The sequence below is a fragment of the Streptomyces javensis genome (assembly GCF_039525925.1).
Lineage (GTDB): Bacteria > Actinomycetota > Actinomycetes > Streptomycetales > Streptomycetaceae > Streptomyces > Streptomyces asiaticus.
In genome coordinates this window covers 34,087-58,966 of sequence record NZ_BAAAIF010000008.1, presented here as the reverse complement: position 1 = coordinate 58,966, position 24,880 = coordinate 34,087, and the positions used below count along the sequence as shown (strand labels likewise).

Annotated in this window: 23 protein-coding genes; 11 read left to right on the top strand and 12 right to left on the bottom strand. The window is 72.5% G+C overall.

Going from position 1 to position 24,880, the window contains the following annotated elements:
• Window positions 1–62: 62 nt before the first annotated feature.
• The gene (locus tag ABD329_RS10170) at window positions 63–1,235 is read right to left on the bottom strand and encodes a PucR family transcriptional regulator (protein ID WP_198276338.1); all 1,173 of its coding nucleotides are present in this window, start codon (window positions 1,233–1,235) and stop codon (window positions 63–65) included.
• A gap of 517 nt (window positions 1,236–1,752) precedes the next feature.
• On the opposite strand from ABD329_RS10170, the gene ABD329_RS10165 reads away from it, so the two are divergent.
• The 4 genes from ABD329_RS10165 to ABD329_RS10150 all read left to right on the top strand — a co-directional run bounded on the left by ABD329_RS10165 (window position 1,753) and on the right by ABD329_RS10150 (window position 5,811).
• Window positions 1,753–2,478, top strand: coding sequence for a ferric reductase-like transmembrane domain-containing protein (locus ABD329_RS10165; RefSeq protein ID WP_309142671.1), 726 nt, complete (start codon window positions 1,753–1,755; stop codon window positions 2,476–2,478).
• Complete coding sequence (locus tag ABD329_RS10160) at window positions 2,475–3,989, top strand: NADH-quinone oxidoreductase subunit NuoF family protein (RefSeq protein ID WP_198276330.1); 1,515 nt, start codon at window positions 2,475–2,477, stop codon at window positions 3,987–3,989. Before ABD329_RS10165 ends, ABD329_RS10160 begins: the two co-directional genes overlap by 4 nt.
• 200 nt (window positions 3,990–4,189) lie before the next feature.
• Window positions 4,190–5,170, top strand: a complete 981-nt coding sequence (locus tag ABD329_RS10155; protein ID WP_198276329.1) for an SCO0930 family lipoprotein — start codon at window positions 4,190–4,192, stop codon at window positions 5,168–5,170.
• Between the two features lie 92 nt (window positions 5,171–5,262).
• Window positions 5,263–5,811 (top strand): hypothetical protein, encoded by a 549-nt coding sequence (locus ABD329_RS10150; RefSeq protein WP_198276328.1) that lies wholly within the window; start codon window positions 5,263–5,265, stop codon window positions 5,809–5,811.
• Between the two features lie 68 nt (window positions 5,812–5,879).
• Here the strand turns inward: ABD329_RS10150 and ABD329_RS10145 are convergent, their stop codons facing one another.
• The gene (locus ABD329_RS10145) at window positions 5,880–6,557 is read right to left on the bottom strand and encodes an HAD family hydrolase (protein WP_198276327.1); all 678 of its coding nucleotides are present in this window, start codon (window positions 6,555–6,557) and stop codon (window positions 5,880–5,882) included.
• 273 nt (window positions 6,558–6,830) lie between these two features.
• Window positions 6,831–7,766, bottom strand: a complete 936-nt coding sequence (locus tag ABD329_RS10140; protein ID WP_198276326.1) for a ScbA/BarX family gamma-butyrolactone biosynthesis protein — start codon at window positions 7,764–7,766, stop codon at window positions 6,831–6,833.
• 102 nt (window positions 7,767–7,868) lie between these two features.
• On the opposite strand from ABD329_RS10140, the gene ABD329_RS10135 reads away from it, so the two are divergent.
• A complete protein-coding gene (locus ABD329_RS10135; protein ID WP_198276325.1) occupies window positions 7,869–8,510 on the top strand; it encodes a ScbR family autoregulator-binding transcription factor in 642 nt (213 codons plus the stop codon).
• On the opposite strand, the gene ABD329_RS10130 is transcribed toward ABD329_RS10135, so the two are convergent.
• Genes ABD329_RS10130 through ABD329_RS10100 form a run of 7 tightly spaced genes read right to left on the bottom strand, consistent with a single transcriptional unit; the run spans window position 8,502 to window position 15,635 of the window.
• A complete protein-coding gene (locus ABD329_RS10130; RefSeq protein WP_198276324.1) occupies window positions 8,502–9,185 on the bottom strand; it encodes an SDR family NAD(P)-dependent oxidoreductase in 684 nt (227 codons plus the stop codon). The genes ABD329_RS10135 and ABD329_RS10130 overlap by 9 nt on opposite strands.
• On the bottom strand, window positions 9,178–10,383 hold the full coding sequence (locus ABD329_RS10125; protein WP_198276323.1) for a sialidase family protein: 1,206 nt from the start codon (window positions 10,381–10,383) through the stop codon (window positions 9,178–9,180). The genes ABD329_RS10130 and ABD329_RS10125 overlap by 8 nt, the downstream gene beginning before the upstream one ends.
• Before the next feature lie 45 nt (window positions 10,384–10,428).
• Entirely contained in the window at window positions 10,429–11,343 is a 915-nt protein-coding gene (locus ABD329_RS10120) for an ATP-binding cassette domain-containing protein (RefSeq protein ID WP_309142670.1), read from the bottom strand.
• Window positions 11,340–12,200: an ABC transporter ATP-binding protein gene (locus ABD329_RS10115; RefSeq protein ID WP_198276322.1), complete on the bottom strand. Its 861-nt coding sequence runs from the start codon at window positions 12,198–12,200 to the stop codon at window positions 11,340–11,342. Before ABD329_RS10115 ends, ABD329_RS10120 begins: the two co-directional genes overlap by 4 nt.
• Window positions 12,197–13,126 carry an ABC transporter permease gene (locus ABD329_RS10110; protein ID WP_344316249.1) on the bottom strand — a complete coding sequence of 310 codons (930 nt, stop codon included), beginning with the start codon at window positions 13,124–13,126 and terminating at the stop codon, window positions 12,197–12,199. Before ABD329_RS10110 ends, ABD329_RS10115 begins: the two co-directional genes overlap by 4 nt.
• A gap of 1 nt (window position 13,127) precedes the next feature.
• Window positions 13,128–14,057, bottom strand: coding sequence for an ABC transporter permease (locus ABD329_RS10105; RefSeq protein ID WP_086883580.1), 930 nt, complete (start codon window positions 14,055–14,057; stop codon window positions 13,128–13,130).
• Between the two features lie 3 nt (window positions 14,058–14,060).
• Window positions 14,061–15,635 (bottom strand): ABC transporter substrate-binding protein, encoded by a 1,575-nt coding sequence (locus ABD329_RS10100; protein ID WP_198282216.1) that lies wholly within the window; start codon window positions 15,633–15,635, stop codon window positions 14,061–14,063.
• Between the two features lie 252 nt (window positions 15,636–15,887).
• Here ABD329_RS10100 and ABD329_RS10095 point away from each other — a divergent pair, with 252 nt between their 5' ends.
• The 4 genes from ABD329_RS10095 (at window position 15,888) to ABD329_RS10080 (ending at window position 21,151) form a co-directional block, all read left to right on the top strand.
• Window positions 15,888–17,639, top strand: coding sequence for a four-carbon acid sugar kinase family protein (locus ABD329_RS10095; protein WP_344316272.1), 1,752 nt, complete (start codon window positions 15,888–15,890; stop codon window positions 17,637–17,639).
• On the top strand, window positions 17,636–18,691 hold the full coding sequence (pdxA, locus tag ABD329_RS10090; protein ID WP_344316248.1) for a 4-hydroxythreonine-4-phosphate dehydrogenase PdxA: 1,056 nt from the start codon (window positions 17,636–17,638) through the stop codon (window positions 18,689–18,691). The genes ABD329_RS10095 and pdxA overlap by 4 nt, the downstream gene beginning before the upstream one ends.
• A 58-nt stretch (window positions 18,692–18,749) precedes the next feature.
• A complete protein-coding gene (locus tag ABD329_RS10085) occupies window positions 18,750–19,526 on the top strand; it encodes a DeoR/GlpR family DNA-binding transcription regulator (protein WP_198282222.1) in 777 nt (258 codons plus the stop codon).
• Window positions 19,527–20,182: 656 nt separating this feature from the next.
• Entirely contained in the window at window positions 20,183–21,151 is a 969-nt protein-coding gene (locus ABD329_RS10080; protein ID WP_198282404.1) for an alpha/beta hydrolase, read from the top strand.
• A 98-nt stretch (window positions 21,152–21,249) separates the two neighbouring features.
• On the opposite strand, the gene ABD329_RS10075 is transcribed toward ABD329_RS10080, so the two are convergent.
• The gene (locus tag ABD329_RS10075) at window positions 21,250–21,849 is read right to left on the bottom strand and encodes an HhH-GPD-type base excision DNA repair protein (RefSeq protein WP_198282158.1); all 600 of its coding nucleotides are present in this window, start codon (window positions 21,847–21,849) and stop codon (window positions 21,250–21,252) included.
• Window positions 21,850–22,010: 161 nt separating this feature from the next.
• On the opposite strand from ABD329_RS10075, the gene ABD329_RS10070 reads away from it, so the two are divergent.
• Window positions 22,011–22,796 (top strand): sigma-70 family RNA polymerase sigma factor, encoded by a 786-nt coding sequence (locus tag ABD329_RS10070; RefSeq protein WP_059146221.1) that lies wholly within the window; start codon window positions 22,011–22,013, stop codon window positions 22,794–22,796.
• Window positions 22,797–22,837: 41 nt separating this feature from the next.
• Window positions 22,838–23,506 carry a dienelactone hydrolase family protein gene (locus ABD329_RS10065; RefSeq protein WP_198282157.1) on the top strand — a complete coding sequence of 223 codons (669 nt, stop codon included), beginning with the start codon at window positions 22,838–22,840 and terminating at the stop codon, window positions 23,504–23,506.
• A gap of 267 nt (window positions 23,507–23,773) precedes the next feature.
• Here ABD329_RS10065 and ABD329_RS10060 read toward each other — a convergent pair whose 3' ends face one another.
• A complete protein-coding gene (locus ABD329_RS10060) occupies window positions 23,774–24,847 on the bottom strand; it encodes an ATP-dependent DNA ligase (protein WP_198281920.1) in 1,074 nt (357 codons plus the stop codon).
• Between the last annotated feature and the right edge of the window lie 33 nt (window positions 24,848–24,880).

Sequence of the window (24,880 nt, the reverse complement as noted above, 5' to 3'; positions counted from 1 at the left end):
GCGAAAACCGCCGACCGCGTGAGCGCGGCCGGCGGTTCGCCCTGTGTTGGCGTAAGTCCTGGTCAGAGTCCGTTGACGCGCGCCTCCCTGGCGATACCCAGCGGCCGCACACCGGGGGGCGCGCCGGTACGGGTCCGGCGGCTCACCCGGGACGCGTGGCGCCGTATCCGGTCCATCTGCGCCATCAGCCTGCGGCCGCGCAGCGCCATCTCCAGCTCGAAGCGTATTCGGGGGTCCCGGAGGCCGGGCCCGAAGAGCTTCTCGATCTGGCGCAGCCGGTACCGCACGGTCTGCGGATGCACCTTGAGGGCCTTGGCCGCCTCGGGTGCGCCACCGCCCTCCAGCCAGGCCAGCAGCGTCATCTGTAGGCGCTCGCTCTGCCGGGGCGTCAGCCCGACCAGCGGCTTGAGCCACCGGGCGGCCAGCGCCCGGACCAGCGACTCGTCCTGGAGGAGCAGCAGCATCGACAGATGGTCGTCGACGAAGAGCACCCGGGCCTCGGGGCCGGAGCGGGCGGGCGCCAGGGTCAGCAGGCGCCGGGCCCAACGCACCGAGGAGGACGCGTCGTTGAGCGGCACCACGTGGCCCACGGCCGCGGTACGGCCGCGCAGCGCCGTCTCCAGCGCCGACCGGGTGCCGGGCTCGGCCGGGGTGGGTTCCCGCTCCGGGTCCCTCTCGCCCTCCTGGGCGGCGGCGGTGCCGGGGTCCGCGGTGGGTCCCGGGTCCGCGTCCGGGTCGGGGATCAGCAGGCACAGCTCGTCGCCGACCGCGCCGATGAGGGTGTCTCCCAGCACGGCGGCCAGCTGCGGGGCCTCGCCCGGGGTGGGCAGGGCGATGGCCTGCACCGTCTCGGGAAGCGGCCAGCGGGCGGCCCGGGAGAGCTCCACCAGGGTGCGCTCGGAGACCGCCACCTCGCCGATGAGGGCCTCGAACAGATCGCGCCGGGCCCGCTCGGGCGGCACCTCGGCCAGCGCCTCCTCACCGGAGGCGGCGGCCTGCTCGCCCACGCCGTCCTCGCCCGCCCTGCGGTGGCCGAGTGCGGTCAGGAGAGCCTGCTCGACTCCCCATCGGACCTTGTCTCGCTCAGAGTCCTCCAGGAGTTCGGCGAATCCCGGAATTCTGTGCCGAAGGTTCTCAACCACCTCGTCGGCCAGGGACGGGAGTTCATTGCGCAGCACACGGGTCCACTCGCCACGGGGGCGGGACCAGATGCGGTTCACGAGTTCGCCCATCATTACCTCGTTCTTGCCGGGGGGAGACCTGGCCGTTGGGGGGTCGGTCAGGTCCGTGGAGGTTGCCTCCGTCACCGGTTCGTCCAGTACCGGTCAGGGAGTCGAGGGTCCTCCGCTACGTCATAGAGGACCCCGCCCCCTCCCGGTCCCGGTACTTTGCCGGTTCTTTGCCATTGGGACGACAGTGGATCAGCCGGAGACGGTGTGGGCACGGTTCGTCCACTAGAAGTTGTCACGTTACGACAAATCTTATGGAGATCACGTGTACTTCCGAGAAGCTGCTGCCCCCAAGACGACTTTGACGTATCTCGTCACCCGCGCGAATCCGCGCGATCGGGAGGCTCCAATGTCCATGTCCCAAACGCCGCTCCCCTCCTCGCAGGGGCGTCACGGGGGACGCCGAGCTCGTGGCGGACGACGAGCCGCTCGCCGGACCCAGCAGCATGATCCATCCGGCCTGGGATGGCCACGCCATATCCGGATCTATGCCGTTGTCGGCTCCATCGCCCTTTCCTTGTACGTGACATGGAGTGCCGGCGCGTTCTCGAAGATGTTCGTGTTCCTCGACTTCGGCGCGGGTGTGCTCGCGCTGGTCTGTCTCACTTCGGCGGTGCTGTGGGGGCTCGCCGCGACCGACCAGATGATCCTGCACACCAAACAGCGGCTGCTGGCCCAGGCCATCCACCGGGCGGCCGCAGTCGCCGGACTGCTCTTCCTGGCCATTCACATCTGGGTCAAGGTGGCGGAGAGCCACACCAACACCGCGTCCATCGCGATACCGTTCGCTGACGCAAATCAGCCGGTGCTGATCGGGCTCGGCACCATCGCCGGCTATCTCTTCGTGATCGCCGCGGTGACCGGCGCCGCCCGCAGCTCGTTCGCCTCCAGGGGCAACTCCCGCTGGCGCTACCGCTGGTGGCGGGCGCTGCATGTGGGCGCCTATCCCGCGTGGTGCGCCGCGCTGATCCACGGTCTGAAGGCGGGTCGTGCCGCCAAGACCTGGGCGACCTACGGCTATATCGCGGCGCTCGCCGGTGTGGCCATCGCGCTGTGGCTGCGGCTGGTCCAGCGGCGGCGCCAGGACATCGACCGGGCGGACGGCATCGAGGTCAGGAACCCTCCGGCCCGCAGCATGCAGGAGGGCCGGACCCGGCGGTCCGATCCCACCGTGCCGCGCCCCCGTTCGGCCGAACCCGGACGGCGTGACAGTCAGCCCCTCGGCGCCTCTCGCGGGTGGGACCGGTGATCACGACCAAACCCAGGCTGGCCTGTGTCGATCCGCCCCGGCTGCTGGCCGGGCTCGACGAGGTGTACCGGCTCGACCGCGTCGGCCATCTGACCGTCCACGGCACCATGCCCGCCCTCCGGGCGGACGAACTCGTGGCGCTCGCCGAGAACATCGATCTGCGCGGGCGCGGCGGCGCCGGATTCCCCTTCGCCAAGAAGGTCCAGGCGGTCGTGGAGTCGGCCGGCCGGCGCGAGGGCCGCTGCGCGGTGGTGGTCAACGGCAGCGAGGGCGAGCCCAGTTGCCTCAAGGACACCGCACTGCTGCTGCACACCCCGCATCTGGTGATCGACGGCGCCGTGCTGGCCGCCGAGGCGCTGGGCGCCGAGGAGGTGGCCATCGCGGTGCACCGCCAGGATGTCGAGGAGTCCGTGGCCGCCGCGATCGCCGAGCGCGGCCCCAGTGGCGTCCCGGTGTCGGTAAACGTCACCGATGACCGGTTTGTCGCCGGTGAGGGCGGTGCGGTCATCAACGGCATCAGCGGCGCCCCGGCCATTCCCAACGGCCGGAAGATCCGGACCAGCGACAGCGGGCTCAGCGGACTGCCCACCCTGCTGTCCAACACCGAGACCTTCGCCCAGCTCGCGGTGGCCGCGCGGATGGGCGCCCTGCCGTACCGCTCGGTGGGGCTGCCCACCGAGCCGGGCACCACCCTGCTGACGGTCGGTGGCAAGTACGTCATGGAGACGCCCACCGGCGTGCCGCTGACCTACGTCCTGGAGCTGTGCGGCCTCACCGCCGGTCAGGCGGTGCTGGTGGGCGGCTACCACGGCAAGTGGCTCGACCCCAGGAGCATCAACGCCGCCACCATCTCCCGTGAGTCCATGAAGAAGTACGGGGCCCGGCTGGGAGCGGGTGCGGTGCTGCCCATCCCCGAGGACACCTGCCCGCTCGGCGAGACCGCGCGGATCGCGCGCTGGCTGGCCGCCGAGACGGCCGGTCAGTGCGGACCCTGCTTCATCGGGCTGCCCGCGCTCGCGGACGCCATCGGCCAGGTGGAGCGCGGCGGCGGCCAGGCCGCGATCGACAATGTGCGCGCCTACGTCAACTCGGTGAAGAAGCGCGGGGCGTGCAGCCATCCCGATGGCACCGCCGGTTTCGTGACCACCGCGCTGGACGCGTTCCCCGAGGAGTTCGAGGCGCATGCGCTCGGCGCCGGCTGCGGACGGCCCACGATGGGGGTGCTGCCGCTGCCGGAGGACGCGCTGCCGCTCGCCCTGCCGCCCGCCCCGCTGAACCCCGCGGCGCGCGACGAGCGCCGCCCGCGGGGGCCGATGGAGAAGCTCCTGGTGGACTGGTCGCTGTGCCAGGGCCATGGGCTGTGCGCGGACATCCTGCCGCCCGAGGTGCTGACGCTCGGGATCGACGGCTATCCGTCCTCGGCCAGCATGGAAGTGCCCCGGCAGCTGCGGGCGCAGGCGGTCCGCGCGGTCCGCCGCTGCCCCGCCCTGGCGCTGCGCATCGAGGAGTAGCGAGGGGACGATCAGCCGTACCACCGACACCGCGACGGCCGTGAGAAACGGCCGTCGACTGCTGTGCGCTCAGCGATCCGGCGAATTTTGCGTCCGGTGACAAATTCGCGAGCCGCTGAACGCCGGTCCGCCCGGGCTCCGTATGGACATGGCGTCGGCGCGATCACCGCCGGACCGATCGAGATTGCAGAGGAATGGCCATGGAGAAGCGGCGTCACATCGCGTTCGCCGGGGTGTCGGTAGCGATGGTTCTGCTGACGGCGGCTTGCGGCAGCAGCAAGGACAACAGCGCGGGCAGCGCCAATGTGCAGCCGGCGGGTGGCAGCCAGACCGTGGGTGCGGGGGCCTCCGCGTCGGCGGGCGCGGGGGCCGCGGCCGGGGCCGGCAGCGGGTACGAGGCGGGCGGTGACACCGGCGCCGGCGCGGGCGGCGAGGCCGAGCGCACCGGTCCGGCGAAGCAGCTGGCGGTCAAGGAGGACGCCAAGCTGGGCAAGTTCGTCACCGACAGCAAGGGCTGGACGCTCTACCGGTTCGACGAGGACACCCCCAAGCCGGCCAAGTCCAACTGCAACGACGACTGCGCCACCAAGTGGCCCGCGGTGCCCGCGGACGACGCCGCGGCCACCACCGGTATCGAGTCGAGCAAGCTGGGCTCGGTCACCCGCTCCGACGGCACCAAGCAGCTGACCCTGGCGGGCTGGCCGGTCTACCGCTTCGCGGGCGACAACAAGCCCGGTGACACCAAGGGCCAGGGCGTGGGCGGCACCTGGAACGCGCTGGCGCCCGACGGAAAGCCGGCCGGCAAGACCGCGGCCGCGGACGACAGCCTCCAGCTGATGGTCAACAACAACGCCCAGCTGGGCAAGATCATCGTGGACGGCAAGGGCATGACCGTCTACCGGTTCAACAAGGACAGCGCCTGGCCGATGAAGACCGGCTGCCTCGGCGCCTGCCTGGACACCTGGAAGCCCGTCAAGGCCGTGGACACCACCAAGGTCGCAGGGCTCGACGCGGCGAAGGTCACCTCCTTCAAGCGCCCCGACGGCACCAAGCAGGCGGCGTTCGACTGCTGGCTGCTGTACACCTTCACCGGGGACAAGAAGCCCGGCGACATCAACGGCCAGGGCGTCAAGGGCACCTGGTTCGCGGTCACCGACAAGGGCAAGAAGGCGGGCCAGTAAGGGGGACAACCACTACTTTTGGTCCACCGCGGCGGGTGGCCCGAGGCATCACGGCCCGGGCCGCCCCGCCGGATTTTCTACGGGAGGTTGTTGTGTCACTCGCTCTCCGTGCCACCGCGGTCGGCGCGGCCCTGCTGTTTCTGGCCGGCTGCGGTGGCGGCGATCGGACACATGGCGCCGGCCACGAGCAGAAGAAGGTGTCCCCCGCCACCAAGGAGTTCGCCAAGCCCGGGAAGCCCGCGCAGCTGACGGAGATCGCCGACGCCATCGGCTGCAAGGCCACGATCATCACCGAGGCGGAAGAGCTGCGTCAGGGCTCCTGCGGGTCCGGTCAGAAGCGGTTCACGATGGTCACCTTCGCCACCGACAAGGGTCAGCACGACTGGCTGACCACGTCGAAGGACTACGGGGGCATGTACCTGGTCGGCAAGCGCTGGTCGGTCACCGGCCTGTCCATGGGCTCGCTGGAGCCCCTGCGCGAGAAGATCGGCGGATCCCTCGAGAAGGGGATGTCCATGTCCCACGGCGGGTCCCACGGCGGGTCCGAGTCCGGGGGCGGCAAGGGCGGGATGGACGGCATGGAGGGCATGGACGGCATGGACGGCTCGGCGAGCCATGCGGGCCACGACGGGAAGAAGTGACCCGCGGCTCGACCGGAAAAGTGCCCCGCGGCCCCCGCCGACCAGGCGATGAGCGTGGCTCACGCCGCTCAGGCCGCCAGGGAGTCAGCCCACTTGACCAGGTCCGGGTCGGCGAGGGTGGAGACCCACACATCGACCGGCGGAGGCTCGTCCACCGGCTTCCGCGGGCCCACGCCGAGCACCCTCAGCCCGGCGCGCGAGGCGGACAGAAACCCGCAGTGGGAGTCCTCCACCGCGAGGGCGTCCTCGGGGGCCGCCCCGCACAGCCGGGCGGCCTCCAGATAGACGTCCGGGTACGGTTTGGGCCGTACGTCCCCCTCGGGGACCAGCACATGGCCGAAGTACCGCAGCAGCCCGGCCTTGGCGAGCCCGTCCTCGACGACGTCCCGCGGGCAGTTGCTGGCCACGGCCAGCGGTGCGAAGGCGGCCGCCTTCGCGACCAGTTGGGGCGCCCCCGGCATGGTGACCGGGTCGTCGGCCACCAGTCGGCGGAAGGCGTCCAGGAGTTGTTCGGTCATTTCGTCGGCGAGTTCGGGTCGACCGGCGAATTCGGCCAGCATTCGGCCGCATTCGGTGTAGTGGAGCCCCTTCGTGCGCCGTGCGAACTCCTCGTCGGGGGCGGTTCCATGGCTTCTGAGGACCACTTCGCGCGCCTCCACCCAGTGTCGTTCGGAATCCATCAGGGTGCCGTCACAGTCGAAGACGATGGCGGCTGGGGTCCATCCGAGAAACTTTTCGGCTGTCATCTGTCTGCCGTTCCATGGGAGGTGGAGGAATCGGCGCAGGGGATGCCTGTACTTGCGGGAGCCGTGCGGTGGAAATCGCCCTGGCGGCTCATGAGGGCGCTGTGCGCCGACCGCTGTTGTCGTACAGGCCGTGGGGTTCGCCTGCCCGAAACATAACGATCACTACGTTAGTTTGATGACCCGTGGTAAGCAAGAGGCTACTGAGCGTCGGCGATTTGTTCGTCGTTCGGTCCGTTCGTCGTCATATTGTTCGTCGCACGGGGTGTTCGTCGCTCAGAGGTACTGGAGCACGCCGACCGCCGTGCAGATACCGGCCTGGCGCAGCCGGAAGACACACGTCCGGCCGTGGGAGGTGCACTCGACCACGGCCGGCGGATACGACTCGGTGAAGCGGATCGCCTTCATCCGGCAGGCGACCGGCCGGGTCAGCGCCCCGCCGGTGGCCAGCGCCGCCGCCTGCCGGGCGCCCTCCAGCAGCACCAGGCCCGGCATATGGTCGCTCCAGTGGTCGAAGAAGAACGGATGACGGGTGTCGGCGGGGTCGAGGTAGACCACTCCCCCGTCCCGCACCACCAGCACGTCCCGGGCCGCCGGAACGGCCAGTTGCGCAGGTGAAGGCCGTACGGCGGCACGCAATCTGCGGCGCGCGGTGTGCCCGTGGACGGCGGCCCGGGTCTCCGCATAGGTGGTGCCGTCGAGGAAGCGCGCGGTGCCCCCGGCCCAGGCGAAGAGCTTGCCGCCCGCCGACAGCACGACATCCAGCCGCATCCCGGTGACGAAGCGTCCGCAGGGGCTGGTGCGGATGTCGGTGACGGCGGCCCGGCAGGTGATGTCGGAGGCCCCGTACGGCGCCCGGGGCTCGGTCTCGGGGTCCAGCCGGTAGGAGATGTCCCGGATCAGGAAGTGCGCCCCCGCGGGCACCGCGTAGTACCGCGTGGGGATGTAGATCCCCAGCTCGCGCAGGGTTTCCGCGATCATCAGCGGATGATGGCGGCCGTCTCCGCCGTGCGGGAAGGTGGGATGGGACCTCGGCCACTGGGCAGCGGCCTCGAACCGGTTGTCACCGTGGTTGCGCACATCGGTGAGCAGCACCTCGGCCACCGAGACGCGGTGCACCGCCTCCCGCGCCACCGTGCGGGACCAGCTGAGCGGCCGCCCGGCGGGACCGGACGGCTCCGAAAGGCCATGAGCCTCACGAACGATCACCATAAAATACTAATAATGTTTGACCTGTCTCGCCTCATCACCATCTCAGGCTGAAAGTCCGCTAAGTTCTCCCCGTCACATCCGACGGGGAAGGACGGCGAACACGTGCAAGAACGGGCCGAGCAAACACGCCGATCCCTTCTGGAGGCCGCAGCGTTCCTTTTCGACGAACGGGGATACGCGGGAACGAGCATCAGCGACATCACCTCCCGGTCCGGCCACACCAGCGGCGCGATCTATTTCCACTACACGAGCAAGGAAAGGCTCGCCCTCGCCGTGGTGGAGGAGCACTTCGCCTCCTGGCCCCCGCTGATCGAGCGCTTCGCCGCCCTCGACACCCCGCCCCTGGAGCAACTCGTCCGGCTCAGCTTCGCGGTGGCCCGCGCCTTCCGCGATGACATCGTGGTGCGCGCCGGAGCCCGGCTGTGGGCCGAGCGCACCCTGATCGAGGCACCCATGCCACCGCCCTTCGTGGGCTGGATCGACGCGGTGGGGCAGCTGATGGAGAAGGCGCGCGCCGAGGGCGATCTGGCCGCGCATGTCGATCCGCTGCCCGCCGCCCGGACCGTCGTATGCGCCTTCTTCGGGCTGCACACCGTGTCCGAGGCGCTCGACGGGCGGCGGCTGGTCGAGGACCGGCTGGCCGATCTGTGGACCCTGCTGCTGCCCTCGCTCCAGGCCCGGCCCGGGGACACATCGGGCCTGCTGGCGCTCGCCCGCGCCGACGCCGCGCCGCCGTCAGAGTGAGGCGCCCGCGCACATCACCAGCGTCTGGCCGGTGACCGCGCCGCCCTCCGGGCCCAGCAGGAACGACGTCAGCCCCGCCACCTCCTCGGTGCGGACCAGCCGCCCCAGCGGTGGCATCACCGGCGGGGTGCGGCTACGGCCGGGGTCCCGCAGCATGGGGGTGTCCGTCGGCCCCGGCGCCACCACGTTCACCGTGACCGCCCTTGGCGCCAGCTCGGCCGCCCAGGACCGGGCCAGGGCGGGCAGCGCCGCCTTGGTGGCGGCGTACTGGCTCTTGCCGGGGACGCCCGTCATCGTCCGGCTGCCCACCAGCACCACCCGCCCGCCGTCCGCGACCCGGTCCACCAGCGTGTCCACCAGGACGCCCGCCGCCTGCACATGGATCCGCCACATGAGGGATCCGTCCTCGGGGTCGAGCTCCCCCAGCCGCGCCGAGCGCTGAACGCCCGCCGCGTGCACGATCGCGTCCACCCCGGACACCGGGGCGAGCGCCTCGGGAAGGGTCTCCGGCCGGGACAGATCGCCCGGGATCCAGCGCAGCCGCGTACCCGTGTGCCCGGGGGCCGTACGGCTGATCCCGGTGATCCGCCACCCCTCGTCCAGCAGCCGGGCGGCGATCGCGGCGCCGATCCCGGAGCTGACACCGGTGACCACGGCATGGCGGGGCTCAGCCATCGGCCGCCCAATCCGGTGCGACGCGGACGTACTTGATGGCCTGGCGGTGGTAGGTGTACGCGATGTGCAGCGTGCCGTCGGCCCCCTGCCGGATGGTGGGATAGGACAGCTCGCGGTTGAGCCGGTCGCGTGAGTTGTTGGTCAGGCAGTGGCCGTCGCCGATGTCCAGATCGCGCCGTACGGGCCAGGTCAGGCCGTGGTCGGAGGAGAGCGCGAGGGTCATCGGAGCGCGGGGCGCGCCCCAGAAGGCCCCGGGCGCGGAGTCGTCCGGGGTGGCGGCCGGGGCCGGTGTCCCTCCCGTCCGCCCCTCGTCGTCGATCTCGTCGTAGAGGGAGACGCGGCGGGCCGTGGCATCCGCGCGGCTGCTGTGGTTGTAGACCAGCGCGAGCCGTCCGTCGGCGAGCGGGACGTACTGTACGGAGGAGTTGTTGTTGGGCAGTTCGGTGCGGACCGGCTCGCTCCAGGTCTCCCCGCCGTCGGTGCTGTGCGAGCGGTACACCGCGTCCGCCCAGCGGCTGCGGAAGAGGGCCAGCAGGGTGGTGTCCGGCAGTTGGTGCACATTCATGTGCACACAGCCGGTCGAGCCCGGCACCGGCCGCTCGCGCCAGGTACGCCCCTGGTCGTCGCTGATCATCACCGCGCTGGTGTCGCGGTCGCCGACCCATTTGACGCCCGGGGTGGCCACGCAGTGGAACACCGGCAGCAGCCACCGCCCGGGGTCCGATACGGCCACCGGCTGACGGATGAACACCCCGCCCGCCTCGGTGGCCGGGAACAGCGTACGCGGCGCGCCCCAGGTGGCGCCCGCGTCGGCGGACACCCGCAGCCGGACCTCGGCGGTGTCCTGATCGCCCGCCCGCTGGGCGGTGTACAGCAACCACAGCTCCCCGGCGGGGGTGGGGAACAGCAGCGGGTTCTGCTCCGAGCGGGTGTCGTCGGCCGAGAGCCGGACCGGCTCGGTCCAGGTGTCGGCCCCCGGGGCGAGCCGGGAGAACCACACCGAGATGTCCGGCACGCCCTCCTGGGTACCCCCGAACCACACACACCCGAGGTCCCCTCCGGGCAGCACGGTGAGGTTGGCGGCGTGGTTCTGCACGGCGGGCGCGGGCAGGAACGCCTCCCGCAGCCCCGGGTCCCCCGGGCGCGCCCGGAGCCGCCCGTCCGTCAGCGGTATCGCGGTGTCATCGTCGGCGGTCATGTTCGCCGGGCTCCTCATGGTCGTGGTGGTACGGGTTCGGGGGAACTACCGGTTGTGCGCCGCTCCTGGTTCCTGGCCGGCAGCGACGGACTCCCCGTCGGCCGCGACGGATTCCCCGTCGGCCGCGACGGATTCCTGGTCGGCCGCGATCGCGGACACGAGGGCGCGCGGTTTGCGTCCCCGCATGGTCGTCGGGTCGAGCGCCGCCCGCCGCAGCGCCCGGGTGTAGGGGTCGGCGGGCGCGGAGAGCACCGTGCCGGTGGGACCGGATTCGACGATCCGCCCGGCGCGCATCACCACCACCTCGGAGCTGATCTCGCGGACCACACCGAGGTTGTGCGAGATGACGATGTAGGCGAGCCCCTGTTCGGCCTGGAGCTCCCGCAGCAGCTGGAGCACCTGGGCCTGTACGGAGACGTCAAGCGCGGAGGTGGCCTCGTCGCACACCAGCAGCTCGGGGCCGCTGGCCAGGGCGCGGGCGATGCCGATCCGCTGCCGCTGGCCGCCGGAGAACTCGGCCGGGCGGCGCTGGAGCGCACCGGCGGGCAGCCCGACCTGGTCGATGAGCGCGGCGGCGCGGCGGGCGCGTTCGGCCCCGGAGCGCATGCCGTTCAGCCGCAGCGGCTCGGCCACGATCTCCTCGGCCGTCAGATGCGGGTCCAGGGAGCCGTACGGATCCTGGAAGACCATCTGCACCCGCTTGCGCAGCGGACGCAGCCGTCGCTCGGGCAGGCCCGCGATATCGGTTCCGTCGAGCAGGATCCGGCCCCGGGTGGGGCGCAGCAGCCGGACGATGGAGCGGGCGATGGTGGACTTGCCGCAGCCGGACTCGCCGACGACGCCGAGCGCCCCGCCGGGCGGGACGGCGAAGCTGACGCCGTCCACGGCGCGGAAGACACCGCCGGCGACCGGGTATTCGACCACCAGGTCCTCGACGGCCAGCAGGGGTGTGGTTGTCACAGCGCCTCCTCGGTGACGGCGGCCGCGGGGGTCTCGTCCCAGGGGCCCAGGGTGGGCACGGCGGCGAGCAGATCGCGGGTGTACCGCTCGCGGGCGTGGTCCACGATCTGTTCCACCGGTCCCGACTCCACGAAACGGCCGTCGCGCATGACGTGGATGCGGTCGGAGACCAGCCGGGCCACTCCCAGGTCGTGGGTGATCATCAGGATGCCGATGCCGGTGCGCTCCTGGAGCTCCATCAGCAGGTCGAGGACGCCCGCCTGGACGGTGACGTCGAGCGCCGAGGTCGGCTCGTCGGCCACCAGCAGCCGGGGCTCGGCGGCCAGCGCGATGGCGATGAGGACGCGCTGGAGCATGCCGCCGGAGAACTGGTGGGGGTAGGCGCCCCAGCGGGTCTCGGGGCGTGGGATCCGTACCCGGCCGAGCAGTTCGACGCCCTTGGCGCGGGCGTCGGCGCGGGACATCCCCGGATGGCGCAGCCGGAGCGCCTCGCCCAGCTGACGGCCGATGGTGTGCACCGGGCTGAGCGCGGTCATCGGGTCCTGGGGGATCAGGGACACCCCGCGGCCGCGGATCCGCCCGGCGGCGGTGGCGTCGGCGATGACGTCGGCGCCGAAGATCCGGGCGGTTCCGGAGAGGACGGCGAGCCCTTCGGGCAGCAGTCGCAGCAGCCCCATCGCGGTGGTGGACTTGCCGGAGCCGGACTCGCCGATGATGGTGACCGTCTCGCCCGGGCCGATGGTGAAGCCGACCCCGTCGACCGCGCGCACCACACCGCGGTCGGTGATCAGCTCGATCCGCAGGTCCTCGACCTCCAGCAGCGGGGTGTCCGCCGGGGCGCTCTTCGGGTCGCTCATCGGGAGCCCTCCGTCGTACGCCGTCGGGTGCGGTCGCGCAGTCCGTCGCCCAGCAGGTTGACCCCGACCACCAGCAGCACGATGACGAGGCCGGGCAGGGTCACCAGCCACCAGGAGGTGGTGATGTAGTCCTGGCCGTCCGAGATGATCCGGCCCCAGGTGGCGAACGGCCGCTGGGGGCCCGCGCCGAGGTAGCTGAGGGCGCTCTCCAGCAGCACCGCCTGGGCGAGCAGCAGGAGGACCACGAGCGATGCCTGGCGGACGATGTTGGGGATGACATGGCGGGCCAGGATGGCGATCCGGGGCAGCCCCAGCACCTGGGCGGCGGCCACATACGGCTTCTCCCGCTCGACCAGCACCAGGGACCGGGTCAGCCGGGCCACCTCGGGCCACTGGGCGATGGCGATGACGCAGGTGATGACGGTGACGGAGGGGCCGAAGAGGGCCACCACGAGCAGCAGCATCATCAGGAGCGGCAGCGACATCTGGGCCTCGAGCAACCGGGAGACGACGGCGTCCACCCAGCGGCCGTAGTACCCGGCGGCGGCGCCCGCGACGATGCCGATGAGGCCGGAGACGACGACGGCGAGCACTCCGACCGTCAGGGACACCTGGCCACCGTGCAGCACCCGGGAGAGCACATCGCGTCCGAGCTGGTCGGTGCCGAAGAGATGGCCGTCGGTCAGCGGGGCGAGCCTGCGCCGGGAGAGGTCCTGGTCGCCCGCGCCGGGCAGCGGCAGCACCTGGGCGAGGGCCACGGGCACCACCACCAGCAGGGTGCACACCGCGCCCGCCCACAGCTTCAGGCTCGCGCTGCGGCGGCGCCGGGTGGCGGTGGCGCGGGCCAGATCCCTGGCGGTGACCGCGCTGGGGCGGGTCCCGGGGCCGGCCCCGGCGGGGGCCGGGGGTTCGAGGGCGCCTTGCATCTCAGGCCGCCTTTCCCAGGCGTACCCGCGGGTCGAGCAGCGGGTACGCCAGGTCGATGAGGAGTTGGACGAGGACCGCCAGCGCGGCGGTGACCAGCACGGTCGCCTGGATCAGCGGATAGTCGCGGGTCTCCAGGGCGCGGACGACCAGCGAGCCGACCCCGGGCCAGCCGAACACCACCTCGACCACCACGACTCCGTTGAGCATCGCGGCGAACCGGGTGCCGAGCGCGGTGAGCACCGGGATGGCGGAGTTGCCCATGGCGTAGCGCCAGGTCAGTACGCGGGTCGAGACCCCTCGGGAGCGGGCGACGGTGACGTACGGCGAGGCGAGCGCCGCCACCATCTCCCGGCGGACCAGCCGGGAGATCAGCGCCATCTGGAGGATCGCCACGGTGACGGTGGGCAGGATCAGTCCGCCCCAGGTGGTGAAGCCGGACGCGGGCAGCACCGGGACGGCCACGGCGAAGAGGGTCAGCAGCATGACGCCGATCCAGAAGTCCGGCATGGACTGCCCGGCGATGGTCAGCACATTGGCGCCCAGCTCCCGCTTGGTGTCGGCGCGGCGGGCCATCCACACGCCGAGCGGCACGGCCACCACCGTGGTCAGGGCGATCGCGGAGAGGGAGAGGGTGATGGTGTACGGCACCCGGTCCAGCACCACGTCCAGGGCGGGCGCGTGGAAGGAGTAGCTGGTGCCGAGGTCGCCGGTGAACAGATCGCGCAGGAAGAGCCCGTACTGGGTGAGCAGTCCGCGGTCGAGGCCGAACTGCTCCCGGATCCGGGCGAGGTCCGCGGTGGAGGGGTTGGGCCCGGCCAGGGCGGCGGCGGGGTCGCCGGGGGCCATCCGGACCAGGACGAAGACGGTGGAGAGGGTCAGGAAGACGGTCAGGACGCTCTGGCCCAGGCGGCGTATCAGATAGCGCGTCACGGCTCAGCCCTCCAGGCGCACGGCGGCGAGGTCGTAGGAGTTGAGCTGGAGCAGGCCCACGTCGCGCACCCGGGTGCGGCGGGCCAGCACCACATCGGGGACGAAGGCCCACAGGCAGGGGCGGGTGTCCCAGATCTGCCTCTGGACGGCGGCGAGCCGCTCGTTCCGCGTCTTCTCGTCGGTTTCGGCGGAGGCGTCGGCCAGCCGGGTGGCGATCCGGGGGAAGACATAGCCCTGGTAGGTGTCCCGGCTCTTCTCCTTCTCCGGCGTGCCGCCGTACATGCCCTGGAGGCTGGTGGAGGCGTGGCCGGTGGGGACGGAGAAGCCGTTGCCGAGGACGTCCCAGTCGCCGCGGCGGCCCTGCCGCCACTGCTGGATGTCGCCGCCCGGTTCGAACTGCTGGAGACTGGCGCGCACACCGGCATCGCGCAGCATCTCCAGTACCGCCTCCATCACCGAGGTGTCCGCGGGGAACTCGCCCGACTCCCAGATGATCTTCACCTTGAGATCGCTCGCACCCAGCGCGGCGAGGCGCTTGCGGGCCTCGCCGGGGTCATGGACGTAACGCCCGGTGCGTACGGCCCCCTTGAGGGCGAGCGGCACGACGCCCTCGGCCTGCTGGGCCGAGTCGGTGAGCACATCGCGCACCAGGGCCTCGCCGTCGATGGCGTAGCTGAGCGCCTCGCGCACCCGGGCGTCGGCCAGCGGATGTCCGCGTGGCTTGCGGAAGTTGAAGAACAGCTGGTTGACGCGGGTGCCCGAGGTACGGTCCAGGCGCACCCCCGGCAGGCCCTTGAGCTGCTCGGCGGAGTCGGGGGTGATGGTGTCGATGACGTCCAGCTCACCGCTGCGCACGGCGACGACACGGCTGGACTCCTCGGGCACGAAGCGCACCCGGACCCGGTCCACGGTGGGGCGCCGGCCCCAGTAGCGGGGGTTGACGGCGAGGGTGTACTCGCCGGTGCCGGAGTTGGCCGAGGTGACCACGTACGGGCCGGAGCCCGCCCCGCCGGACAGCTCCTCGGGCCGGTTCCCGGCGGCCGGGCTGATCAGGATGTTGGCCATCAGCTGGTCGAGGATGGGGACCGGGCGCTTGGTGTGCAGCCGGAAGGTGCGCCCGTCGACCGGCTCGACGGTGGGCATCTCGGGGAAGAGGCCGACGATGAACGAGCCGTTGACGCCCGCGTACATCTTCAGCGCGGTCGACACGTCCTTGACGGTGACCGGAGTTCCGTCGGAGTAGCGGACCCCCTCGCGCAGCCGCACCGTCCAGGCGGTGGGCTCGGTCATCTCGAAGCGGTCGGCGAGCGCGAGTTCGGGGCGTAGCCCCTTGCCGATCCGGGTCAGCGCCTGGCGCACCGCGCGCTGCACGGTGACCGCCGCGTCGAACTGGTTGAGCTTGTTGTCCAGGCTGACCAGTGAGCGGTTCAGCCCGAGACTGATGGCGCCGGGCCCGGGGGCGCCGGTGGGGCCCGCGCACCCGGTGAGCGGGGCGAGGGCGATACCTGCTGAGGCGCCTGCTCCGAGGCGCAGCACGGACCGGCGGCTGAGGGCCGGGGCGTAGGGGATACGGGTCATCGTTGACCTCTCGGCGTTCCTGAGGCGAGCGACGTGTCGGGCGGGCTACCGGCCCGCTCGACCCGTGCGGCGCCCGGATGACGGCCGTACGGGTCGAAGTGTCGCGGCGGTCACCGTGACATGACTGCGCGCTTTACGCAATACTTCTCGCGCACTTCGCGCAACGTATGTCATCATCGGGACCACGGAGACGATGCCCACGATGTGGAGCCGCTCCGCCTGTCATGGTCGCTCGAGGAGGTACCGGTGGACATGACGCCCAGCCGGAGGCTGCTGGCCATCGCGGATGACCTGTCGGGCGCCGCGGAGGTGGCGGCCGCGGTGTGCTCGCGCACAACACGCAGTCGGGTGCTGCTCCTCGGGGGGCCGGGCGCCGCCGGCATGGCGACGGCCCTTCGCCCCCGCCATGCCGGCGAGGCGACCGTCCTGGACCTGGACTCCCGGTACCGCCCGGCGGCGGAGGCGGCGGAGGCGGTCCGCGAGGCGCTGCGGATGTCCTGGCCGGACGGGTCCTGCCGGGGCGGCTCGGGTGCCCCGGACCTCCTGGCCCCCCCGGGCCCCCCGGACCCCTTCGTCCTGAAGAAGATCGACTCGCAGCTGCGGGGCAATGTCGCCGCCGAGATCGCCGCCCTTGCGGAGGGCGGTGCGGGGGTGGTGCTCGCCCCCGCGCTGCCGATCGCCGGGCGCGTGGTGCGCTCGGGGGTGGTCCACATCGGCGGAGTGCCGCTCCACGAGGGCGACGCATGGCGCGCCGAGGCCGTCCCCCCGCCCACCTCGGTGGCCCAGGCGCTGGGCGGCCTGCCCACCGCCCTGGTCCCGCTCACGACCGTGCGGTCCTCCCGACCCACCCTGCTCACCGCCCTGCGCGCGGCCGCGGTGGCGGGACGGGTGGCCATCTGCGACGCGGAGACGGACGCGGACCTCGACGCGATCGTCGCGGCATCGCTCGCGGACGGCCCCGGGATGCGACTGGTCGGCTCGGGCGGCCTGGCCCTGGCCGTGGGCCGCCACCTGGCGACGGCTTTCCCGGCCACGGGGATGACGGTCGCGGGGATCCCGTCCGCTCCGGGCGCGCTCGGCGCCACGGCCTCGGCCGCGGCCGGAGGCCAGGTCGCCACCCCCGCCACCGAGGCGGCCGCTCCCTCCGCCACGGCCCCGGCCGTGCCCGACGCCGAACCGGTCGCGGCCGCCGCAGCGGCAGCGCCCTCTACGGGCACCGGAACCACCACCGACGCGACTACGGCTCCGCCCCCCGCCGCCACCCGGGGTACCCCCGCCACCACACCGGCGGCAGGGGCCGCCGGAACGGCGACGCCCTCGGCGGGCGCCGGGCGACCCGTGCTGGTCGTCGTGGGCACGGCCGAACCCGCGGCCGTTGAGCAGGTCCGGCGGCTGGTCGAGGATGGGGCCACCCATCACCGGCTGCCGCTCGCCAGGCTGCTGTCGGACGGCCCCCCGGTGCGGCTGCCACCGGTGACGGACCCGGTCACGGTCGTCTCCCTCGCCCCGTCCGGCCCCAAGCCGCCGACGACGGACACCGCTCCCATCCCGTCCCCCCGTCCCGCCCGTCCCGCGCACGAGGCCGTCGGCCCCGACACCACGGCGCCCCCGGTACCCGGCCCCCGGCGCGCCACCCCGCCGACGTCCGGTGACGGGGCCGACCGCACAGCCCCGGAGAAGGCGGCGGGCGCCGGGCCGGGGCCCGTGTCCGGGCGGCGGCTGGTGCTCGGGCTGTCCCGGGCCGTCCGGGCGGCCGTCGCCGCCCATCGCGGGGCCCTCGACCTCGTGCTGACCGGCGCCGAGACGGCGCGCCGGGTGCTGGACGCCCTGGCGGTGACCGAGCTCGACCCGGTCGGCCAGGTGCACCACGGCGCCGTCCACCTCCGCACCCCCGACGGGCGATCCGTCGTGACCCGGCCGGGCAGCTTCGGAGATCCCGACTCCCTGCGCCACATCGTCCACGCGCTGCGCCCCCACTCGACCGAACGGAAGGTCACCTCATGAACTCCTCCCCCCACCTCGCCCCCACCGGGGCCGCTGGTGCGGACACCGATCCCGCCCCGCTTCCGCTGATCGCGGTCACCATGGGCGACGGCACCGGCATCGGACCCGAGGTGGTCGTCCCCGCGCTGCTCGACCCGGACACCCTGCGGCGCTGCCGGCCGGTGGTCATCGGGGACGCGGAGCGGCTGCGGCAGGCCGCCCGGCTGCGCGGCGTCGCGTGCGAGGTCGTCACCGTGGCCGCGCCCGGCGAGGCGGTGTTCGCCCCGGGCCGGATCAACGTCATCGACCTCGGGCTGCTCCCCGCCGATCTGCCCTGGGGCGAGCTCTCCCCGGTGGCCGGGGACGCGGCGTACCAGTACATACGGACCGCCGCCGAACTCGCCATGAACGGTGAGGTGCAGGGCATCTGCACCGCCCCGCTCAACAAGAAGGCGCTGCACGCGGGCGGCCATGTCTTCCCCGGCCACACCGAGCTGCTGGCCCATCTCACCGGGGTCGAGGAGGTGTCGATGATGCTGGCCACCCCCACGGTGAAGGTCATCCACGTCACCACCCACATCGGGCTCATCGACGCGGTGCGGAAGATCGAGCCCGGCCTGGTCGAGCGCACCGTGCGCCGCGGCCATGAGGCGATGGTCCGCGCCGGCACCCCCGAACCGGTGATCGGGGTCTGCGGGATCAATCCGCACGCCGGTGAGAACGGGCTGTTCGGCTACGGCGAGGAGGAGGAGAAGATCGTGCCCGCGCTGGAGGCGCTGCGCGCGGACGGCATCGACGCCCGCGGCCCGCTCCCCGCCGACACCGCCTTCTTCCTGGCCGGGCGCGGGGACTACGACCTGATCGTGGCGATGTACCACGACCAGGGGCACGGCCCGGTCAAGGTGCTGGGTCTGGAGGCCGGGGTGAATCTGACCGTCGGGCTGCCGGTGATCCGCACCTCCGTGGACCACGGCACCGCCTTCGACATCGCGGGTACGGGTGTGGCCGACGCCGGTAGCATGATCGAGGCGCTGCGGCAGGCCGCCGAGATGTCGCCGTCCCCCGCCCGCTGACGCGGGGAGCCACGTTGAGGAACGCGAGGCCGAGTCCACGGTGAAGAACGCGAAAGACATGCCGGTGAACGGAGCGCGAGCCCGCCGCGACCAGATCGTCCACCTGGCCACGACCACGGGTCTGACCAGCGTGGAGGAGCTGTCCCGCACCTTCGGGGTCACCGCCTCCACCATCCGCCGCGACCTCGCCCAGCTCACCGCGGACGGTCGGCTGGCACGGACGTACGGCGGGGCGATGGCCCTGGTGGCCCACCCGGAGGCGTCGCTGCGCCAGCGCACGGGCGAGGCGTTCGAGGCCAAGCGGGCCATCGCGCACTGGGCGGCGTCGACGGTGCGCGCCGGGGAGACGGTGCTGCTCGACGCCGGGTCGACCGTCGGCGCTCTCGCGCATGAACTGCGCACCGCCGAGGGGCTCACGGTGGCCACGACCGGGCTCACCGCGCTACAGGAGCTCGCCGACGTGGAGACCGTGCGGGTGGAATGCCTCGGCGGTACGCTCCGCCCGCTGAGCCAGAGCTTCCTCGGCCCGCTCGCCGAGGCCGCCCTGGAGCGCATGACCTTCGACCGGGTCTTCCTGGGCGCCGACGGGGTGACGGCCGAACACGGCATCTGCGAGGCGGATCTGCGCCAGACCCGGCTGAAGGAGCTGATGGCCCGCCGGGCGGAGGCGGTGTACGTCCTGGCCCACTCGGCGAAGATCGGCCGCCGTCCCTTCCACACCTGGGTACGGCTGCCGCCCGGCTGGACGCTGGTGACCGACGCCGACGCGGACCCGGAAGAGATCCGCGCACTGCGCGCCCAGGGGGTCGAGGTCACGGTCGTCGAAGGCGAGTGAACCGCGCACATCATGCGCGGTCCGCGCAGGCGTCGTACGTACGATGTGGGTAGGTGAAGGTCCGGACTTCCGGGATCCGGATCAGGAAGACGTCGCATTGGCGACAGTGCGACCGCCGAGACCATGCGTACACCCCAGGGGACCGGGGCACCCGCCCCGGAAGTGACGTGGCCACCAGCCCAAGAGCTTTGGAGGACACCGTGGCACGGCAGACCGAGCCGACCCCCATCCACCCGACGCTGCGAGACCCCGGGCCGCCGTCTCCGACCCCGTCGCCCGGTCCGGGCGGTCCCGAACCGGGGCCCGCACCGGGCCCCGTGCCCGGGCCGCCCCCGGGCCCGCCACCCGACCCGATTCCCTCTCCTCCGCCCGAGCCGCCGCCGAGCCCCACGCCCGGGCCCCCGCCGGACCCGTCCCCGGATCCGGTGCCCAAGCCGCCGGGCCCGGACCCGGTCCCGGACCCCTCACCGGCGCCCGGCCCCGTGACCCGGTGAGCCCTTTGATCCGGTGAGCCCCTTGATCCGGTGAGCCCCTTGACCCGGTGAGCCCCGGGAGCTCATCGGGCCGGGGGGCTCCCGGGTGGCGTAACAGCGGTGGGTGCCGCGGCGGCCGGAGTGAGATCGTCGGACGGAACCGGACCGGCAAAGGAGAAGCAGATGGCCACCACCGCTCCGGCCCGCCCCGTCCTCGAACCCGCCGCCGCGGCGTTCGCCGAGGCCACCGCCAAACCGCCGTATCCGTACCAGGTGACGCCCGCCGAGGGCCGTCGCACACTCGACGAGGTGCAGTCGGGCGAGGTGCCCAAGCCCGAGGTGGACGAGGAGTGGATCAGCGTCGGGGGCATCCCGGCGGGCGGCGTCAGGGCCCGGATCGTGCGCCCTCCGAAGGCCGTCGGCACCCTTCCGGCGATTCTCTACATCCACGGCGCGGGCTGGGTGTTCGGCAATGCCCACACCCATGACCGGCTGGTCCGGGAGCTGGCGGTCCGGGTGGGCGCCGCGGTCGTCTTCCCCGAGTACGACCTCTCCCCCGAGGCCCGCTACCCGGTGGCGGTCGAGCAGAGCTACGCGGTGGGCCAGTGGATCGTGGCGCACGGCGAGGGCGCGGGGCTCGACGCCTCCCGGATCGCGGTGGCCGGGGACTCGGTGGGCGGCAACATGGCCATCGCCCTCACCCTGCTCGCCAAGGAGCGCGGCGATCTGCCGCTGGTGCGGCAGGTGCTCTTCTACCCGGTGACCGACGCCGCCTTCGACACCGGCTCCTACGAGCAGTTCGCCGAGGGCTACTTCCTCACCCGTGAGGCGATGAAGTGGTTCTGGGACCAGTACACCACCGACCCGGCGCAGCGCTCCGAGATCACCGCCTCCCCCTTGCGCGCCACCCCCGAACAGCTCGCCGGACTGCCGCCCGCCCTGGTCATCACCGGGGAGGCGGATGTGCTGCGCGACGAGGGCGAGGCGTACGCGGCCAAGCTGCGGGAGGCCGGGGTGCCGGTCACCGCCCTGCGGATGCAGGGGATCATCCATGACTTCCTGATGCTGGACCCGCTGCGCGACACCCGGGCCGCACGGGCAGCGCTCACCCTGGCCGTGGACACCCTGCGGGACTCACTGGGCACCGCCTGAGCGCTCCGCCGGAATCGCCCCGACCGGTCGGCCGCGGCGCCATCGTGGCTGAGTCCCAGGCCCAGGCCCCGGCCCCCGGCCCAGGCCCCGGCCCAAGCTCAGGCGCCGCCCTTCGCCTGCTTCGCCTGCTTCGCCTGCCGCTTGAGCTCCTGCTTGTGGGCGCGGACCTTGTCCAGCGACTCGGGCCCGGTGATGTCGGCCACCGAGCGATACGCGCCCTCCTCGCCGTACGCCCCGGCCGCCTCGCGCCAGCCCTCCGGCCGCACCCCCATCCGCTTGCCCAGCAGCGCGAGGAAGATCTGCGCCTTCTGCTTGCCGAAACCGGGCAGTTCGTTCAGCCGCCGGAGCAGCTCCTGGCCGGAGGGGTCATCGCGCCACAGGGCGGTCGGATCGCCCCCGTAGTGCTCGGTCAGATACCGGCACAGCTGCTGGACGCGCCCCGCCATCGAACCCGGGTAGCGATGCACGGCGGGCTTCTCCGACAGCAGCGCGGCGAACCCCTCGGGGTCGTGGGCGGCGATCTCCTGGGCGTCCAGATCGTCCCTGCCCAGGCGCCGCGCGATGGTGTACGGACCGGAGAACGCCCATTCCATGGGCACCTGCTGATCGAGCAGCATCCCGATCATCAGGGCCAGGGGGTCGCGCTCGAGCAGGGCGTCCGCCTCGGGCTGCTGGGCGAGACGAAGGCGTGCGTTCATCCCGGGTGGATACCCCGCCACGACCGGGGTGAAGCACCGTGAAACCGGATACCACCCAAAGGCGCCCATACCATCACCAATTTGGTCGAATTGCGAGGTGTGAGGGCCCGTGCGAATCTGGTGGCGACCGCCGTGACATCGGACCACGGAGGCGAGTGACCATGTCAGCAACCGCGACTCGCCAACGACGCCATGACGACACTCCCGACACCGGCGGTGCCTTCCTGCGTCTGTCCCGGCTCCCGTCCGGGCCCGAACGCGACGCGCTGCGCGAGGCGATCATCTGCGCCTGGCTTCCGGTCGCCAAACGCCTGGCGCTGCGCTTCCGCAACAAGGGCGAGAACATGGAGGACCTCACCCAGGTCGCCTCACTGGCCCTGGTGAAGGCCGTCGACCGCTACAACCCCGACCTCGGCCACGCCTTCCCCTCCTATGCCATCCCCGTCATCACGGGTGAGCTCAAGCGCCACTTCCGCGACTACCTATGGACGCTGCACATCCCCCGCAACATCCAGGAGGTCCGCTCTCGCACCCGCTCCGCGCGCGACGCGCTGGAGCAGGAGCTCGGCGGGCGCACCCCCACCATCCACGAGATCTGTCTGCGCACCGGTATGCCCCAGGAGGATGTGAAGGCCGGTCTGGAGGCCAGTGCCTCGTGCACCCCGCTCTCCCTCAACGCCGCCGTACAGGGCGCCGAGGAGCGGCTGCTCGCCGAGACCGTGGGCGCGGACGACGCGGCGATCGAACGCGTCGTCAACCGCGAGGCGCTGCGGGTGCTGATCGCCGAGCTGTCGGAGCAGGACCGTTACGTCCTCTATCTGAGGTTCTTCGCGGGGCTTTCGCAGAGCCAGATAGGTGAGATCCTGGGCTTCTCCCAAATGCACATATCCCGCAGGCTCTCCCGGCTCTACAGCGAGCTGCGGCAAGGGCTCATGGCCTACGCCTAGCGACCGCACCAGCCCGCGCAACCCCCGGCAGGAGGTGGCCGATGCGCTCCGAGACCGCCCGTATCGCCGCGGACGACGCCATGCTCGTGGGCGATCTGGCCCTTCCCGAGCGGCCCATCGGCGTCGTCGCGTTCGCCCACGGCAGCGGCAGCTCCCGGCACAGCCCGCGCAACCGCGCGGTGGCCCGGGTGTTGCAGGACGCGGATCTGGCCACCCTGCTGTTCGATCTGCTCACCGAGGCCGAGGAGCGGGTGGACGCGATCACCGCCGAGCTGCGCTTCGACATCCCGCTGCTGGGCCGCCGGCTGGGGGCCGCGGTGAACTGGCTCGACGGGCACCCGACCACCTCCGGGCTGCCGGTGGGGCTGTTCGGCGCCAGTACGGGCGCGGCGGCGGCGCTGACGGCCGCCGCGGAGCGGCCGGAGCGGGTGGCGGCCGTGGTCTCCCGGGGCGGGCGGCCCGATCTCGCGGGCGGCGCGCTGAACCGGGTGCGGGCGCCGGTGCTGCTCATCGTGGGCGGTGACGACCACGAGGTGCTGCGGCTCAACCAGCAGGCGGCCGCCATGCTCGCCGCCCCTCAGGAGATCCATGTGGTGCCCGGGGCGAGCCATCTCTTCGAGGAGCCGGGCACCCTGGAGCAGGCCGCCGACGCGGCACGCGACTGGTTCGTACGGATGGCCAAGCGCCCGGCCCGGGGCGGCAAGCGGTGACGCATGGCGGCTGAGCGGCTGGGGGGACGCCTGCGGCGGGCTGTTCCCCTCCCCGCCCCTTCCCGAAACCGGGGCTCCGCCCCGGGCCCCGAAGCTGGGGCTGGGCCCCTTCCCGTTACCAGGGGCTTCGCCCCTGGACCCCCGGAGGTCTGGGGCGGAGCCCCGCCTTCCAGCCCCTCCGGCGTTTGAGGAGCGGGGTCTGGGGCGGAGCCCCAGTTGAGGGAAGGGGCGGGGAGGGGAAAAGCCCGCCGCAGGCGTCAAGCGTGGCTACGACCCCGGGGCCGTGCCCAGCACCTGCCGCAGATCGTAGGAGACCGGCTCCTCCAGCTGGTCGTAGGTGCACTGCTCGGGCTCCCGGTCCGGCCGCCAGCGCCGGAAGCGTGCGGTGTGCCGGAAGCGGCGGCTCTGCATGTGGTCGTAGGCCACCTCGCACACCCGCTCCGGGCGCAGCGGCACCCACGACAGGTCCTTGACCCCGGTCCAGCGGCTGGGCGCGCCCGGCATCCGGCCCTGGGCATGGGCCTCCTCGCGCGCCCAGTCGGCCCACGGGTGGCCCTCGACGGTCGCCATGCGCAGCGGCTCCAGCTCGGCCAGCAGCTCCTGGCGGCGGCGCGCGGTGAAGGCGGCGCTGACGCCCACGTGCTGGAGGCGGCCGGTGTCGTCGTACAGGCCGAGCAGCAGGGAGCCGATGCCCTGGCCGGACTTGTGGACGCGGTACCCGGCCACCACACAGTCGGCGGTGCGTTCGTGCTTGACCTTGACCATCACGCGTTCACCGGGGCGGTAGCGGAGGTCGGGGCCCTTGGCCACGACGCCGTCGAGCCCGGCCCCCTCGTAACTCTCGAACCACTGCCGGGCCACCTCGAGATCGTCGGTGCAGGGGGCCAGGTGCACCGGGGCCTCGGCGTGGCGCAGCGCCTCGGTGAGGGCGGCGCGGCGCTCGCGCTGCGGGGCGTCCAGCAGCGAGGCGTCGCCGAGGGCCAGGAGGTCGAAGGCGACGAAGCTGGCCGGGGTGCGCTCCGCCAGCATCCGCACCCGGGAGTCGGCGGGGTGGATCCGCTCCAGCAGGGCGTCGAAGTCCAGCCGCCCCTCCCGCACGATGACGATCTCGCCGTCCAGGACGCAGCGCGGTGGCAGGTTGGCGAGCAGCGCCCCGGCCAGCTCGGGGAAGTAGCGGGTGAGCGGCTTGGTGGTGCGGCTGCCGATCTCGATCTCGTCCCCATCGCGGAAGACGATGGCCCGGAAGCCGTCCCATTTGCCCTCGTAGACCATCCCGGGCGGGATGGTGGCCACGGCCTTGGCCAGCATCGGCTCGACGGGAGGCATCACCGGAAGGTCCATGACCTCCGATTGTGCTCCTGTGGCGGGCCGGGC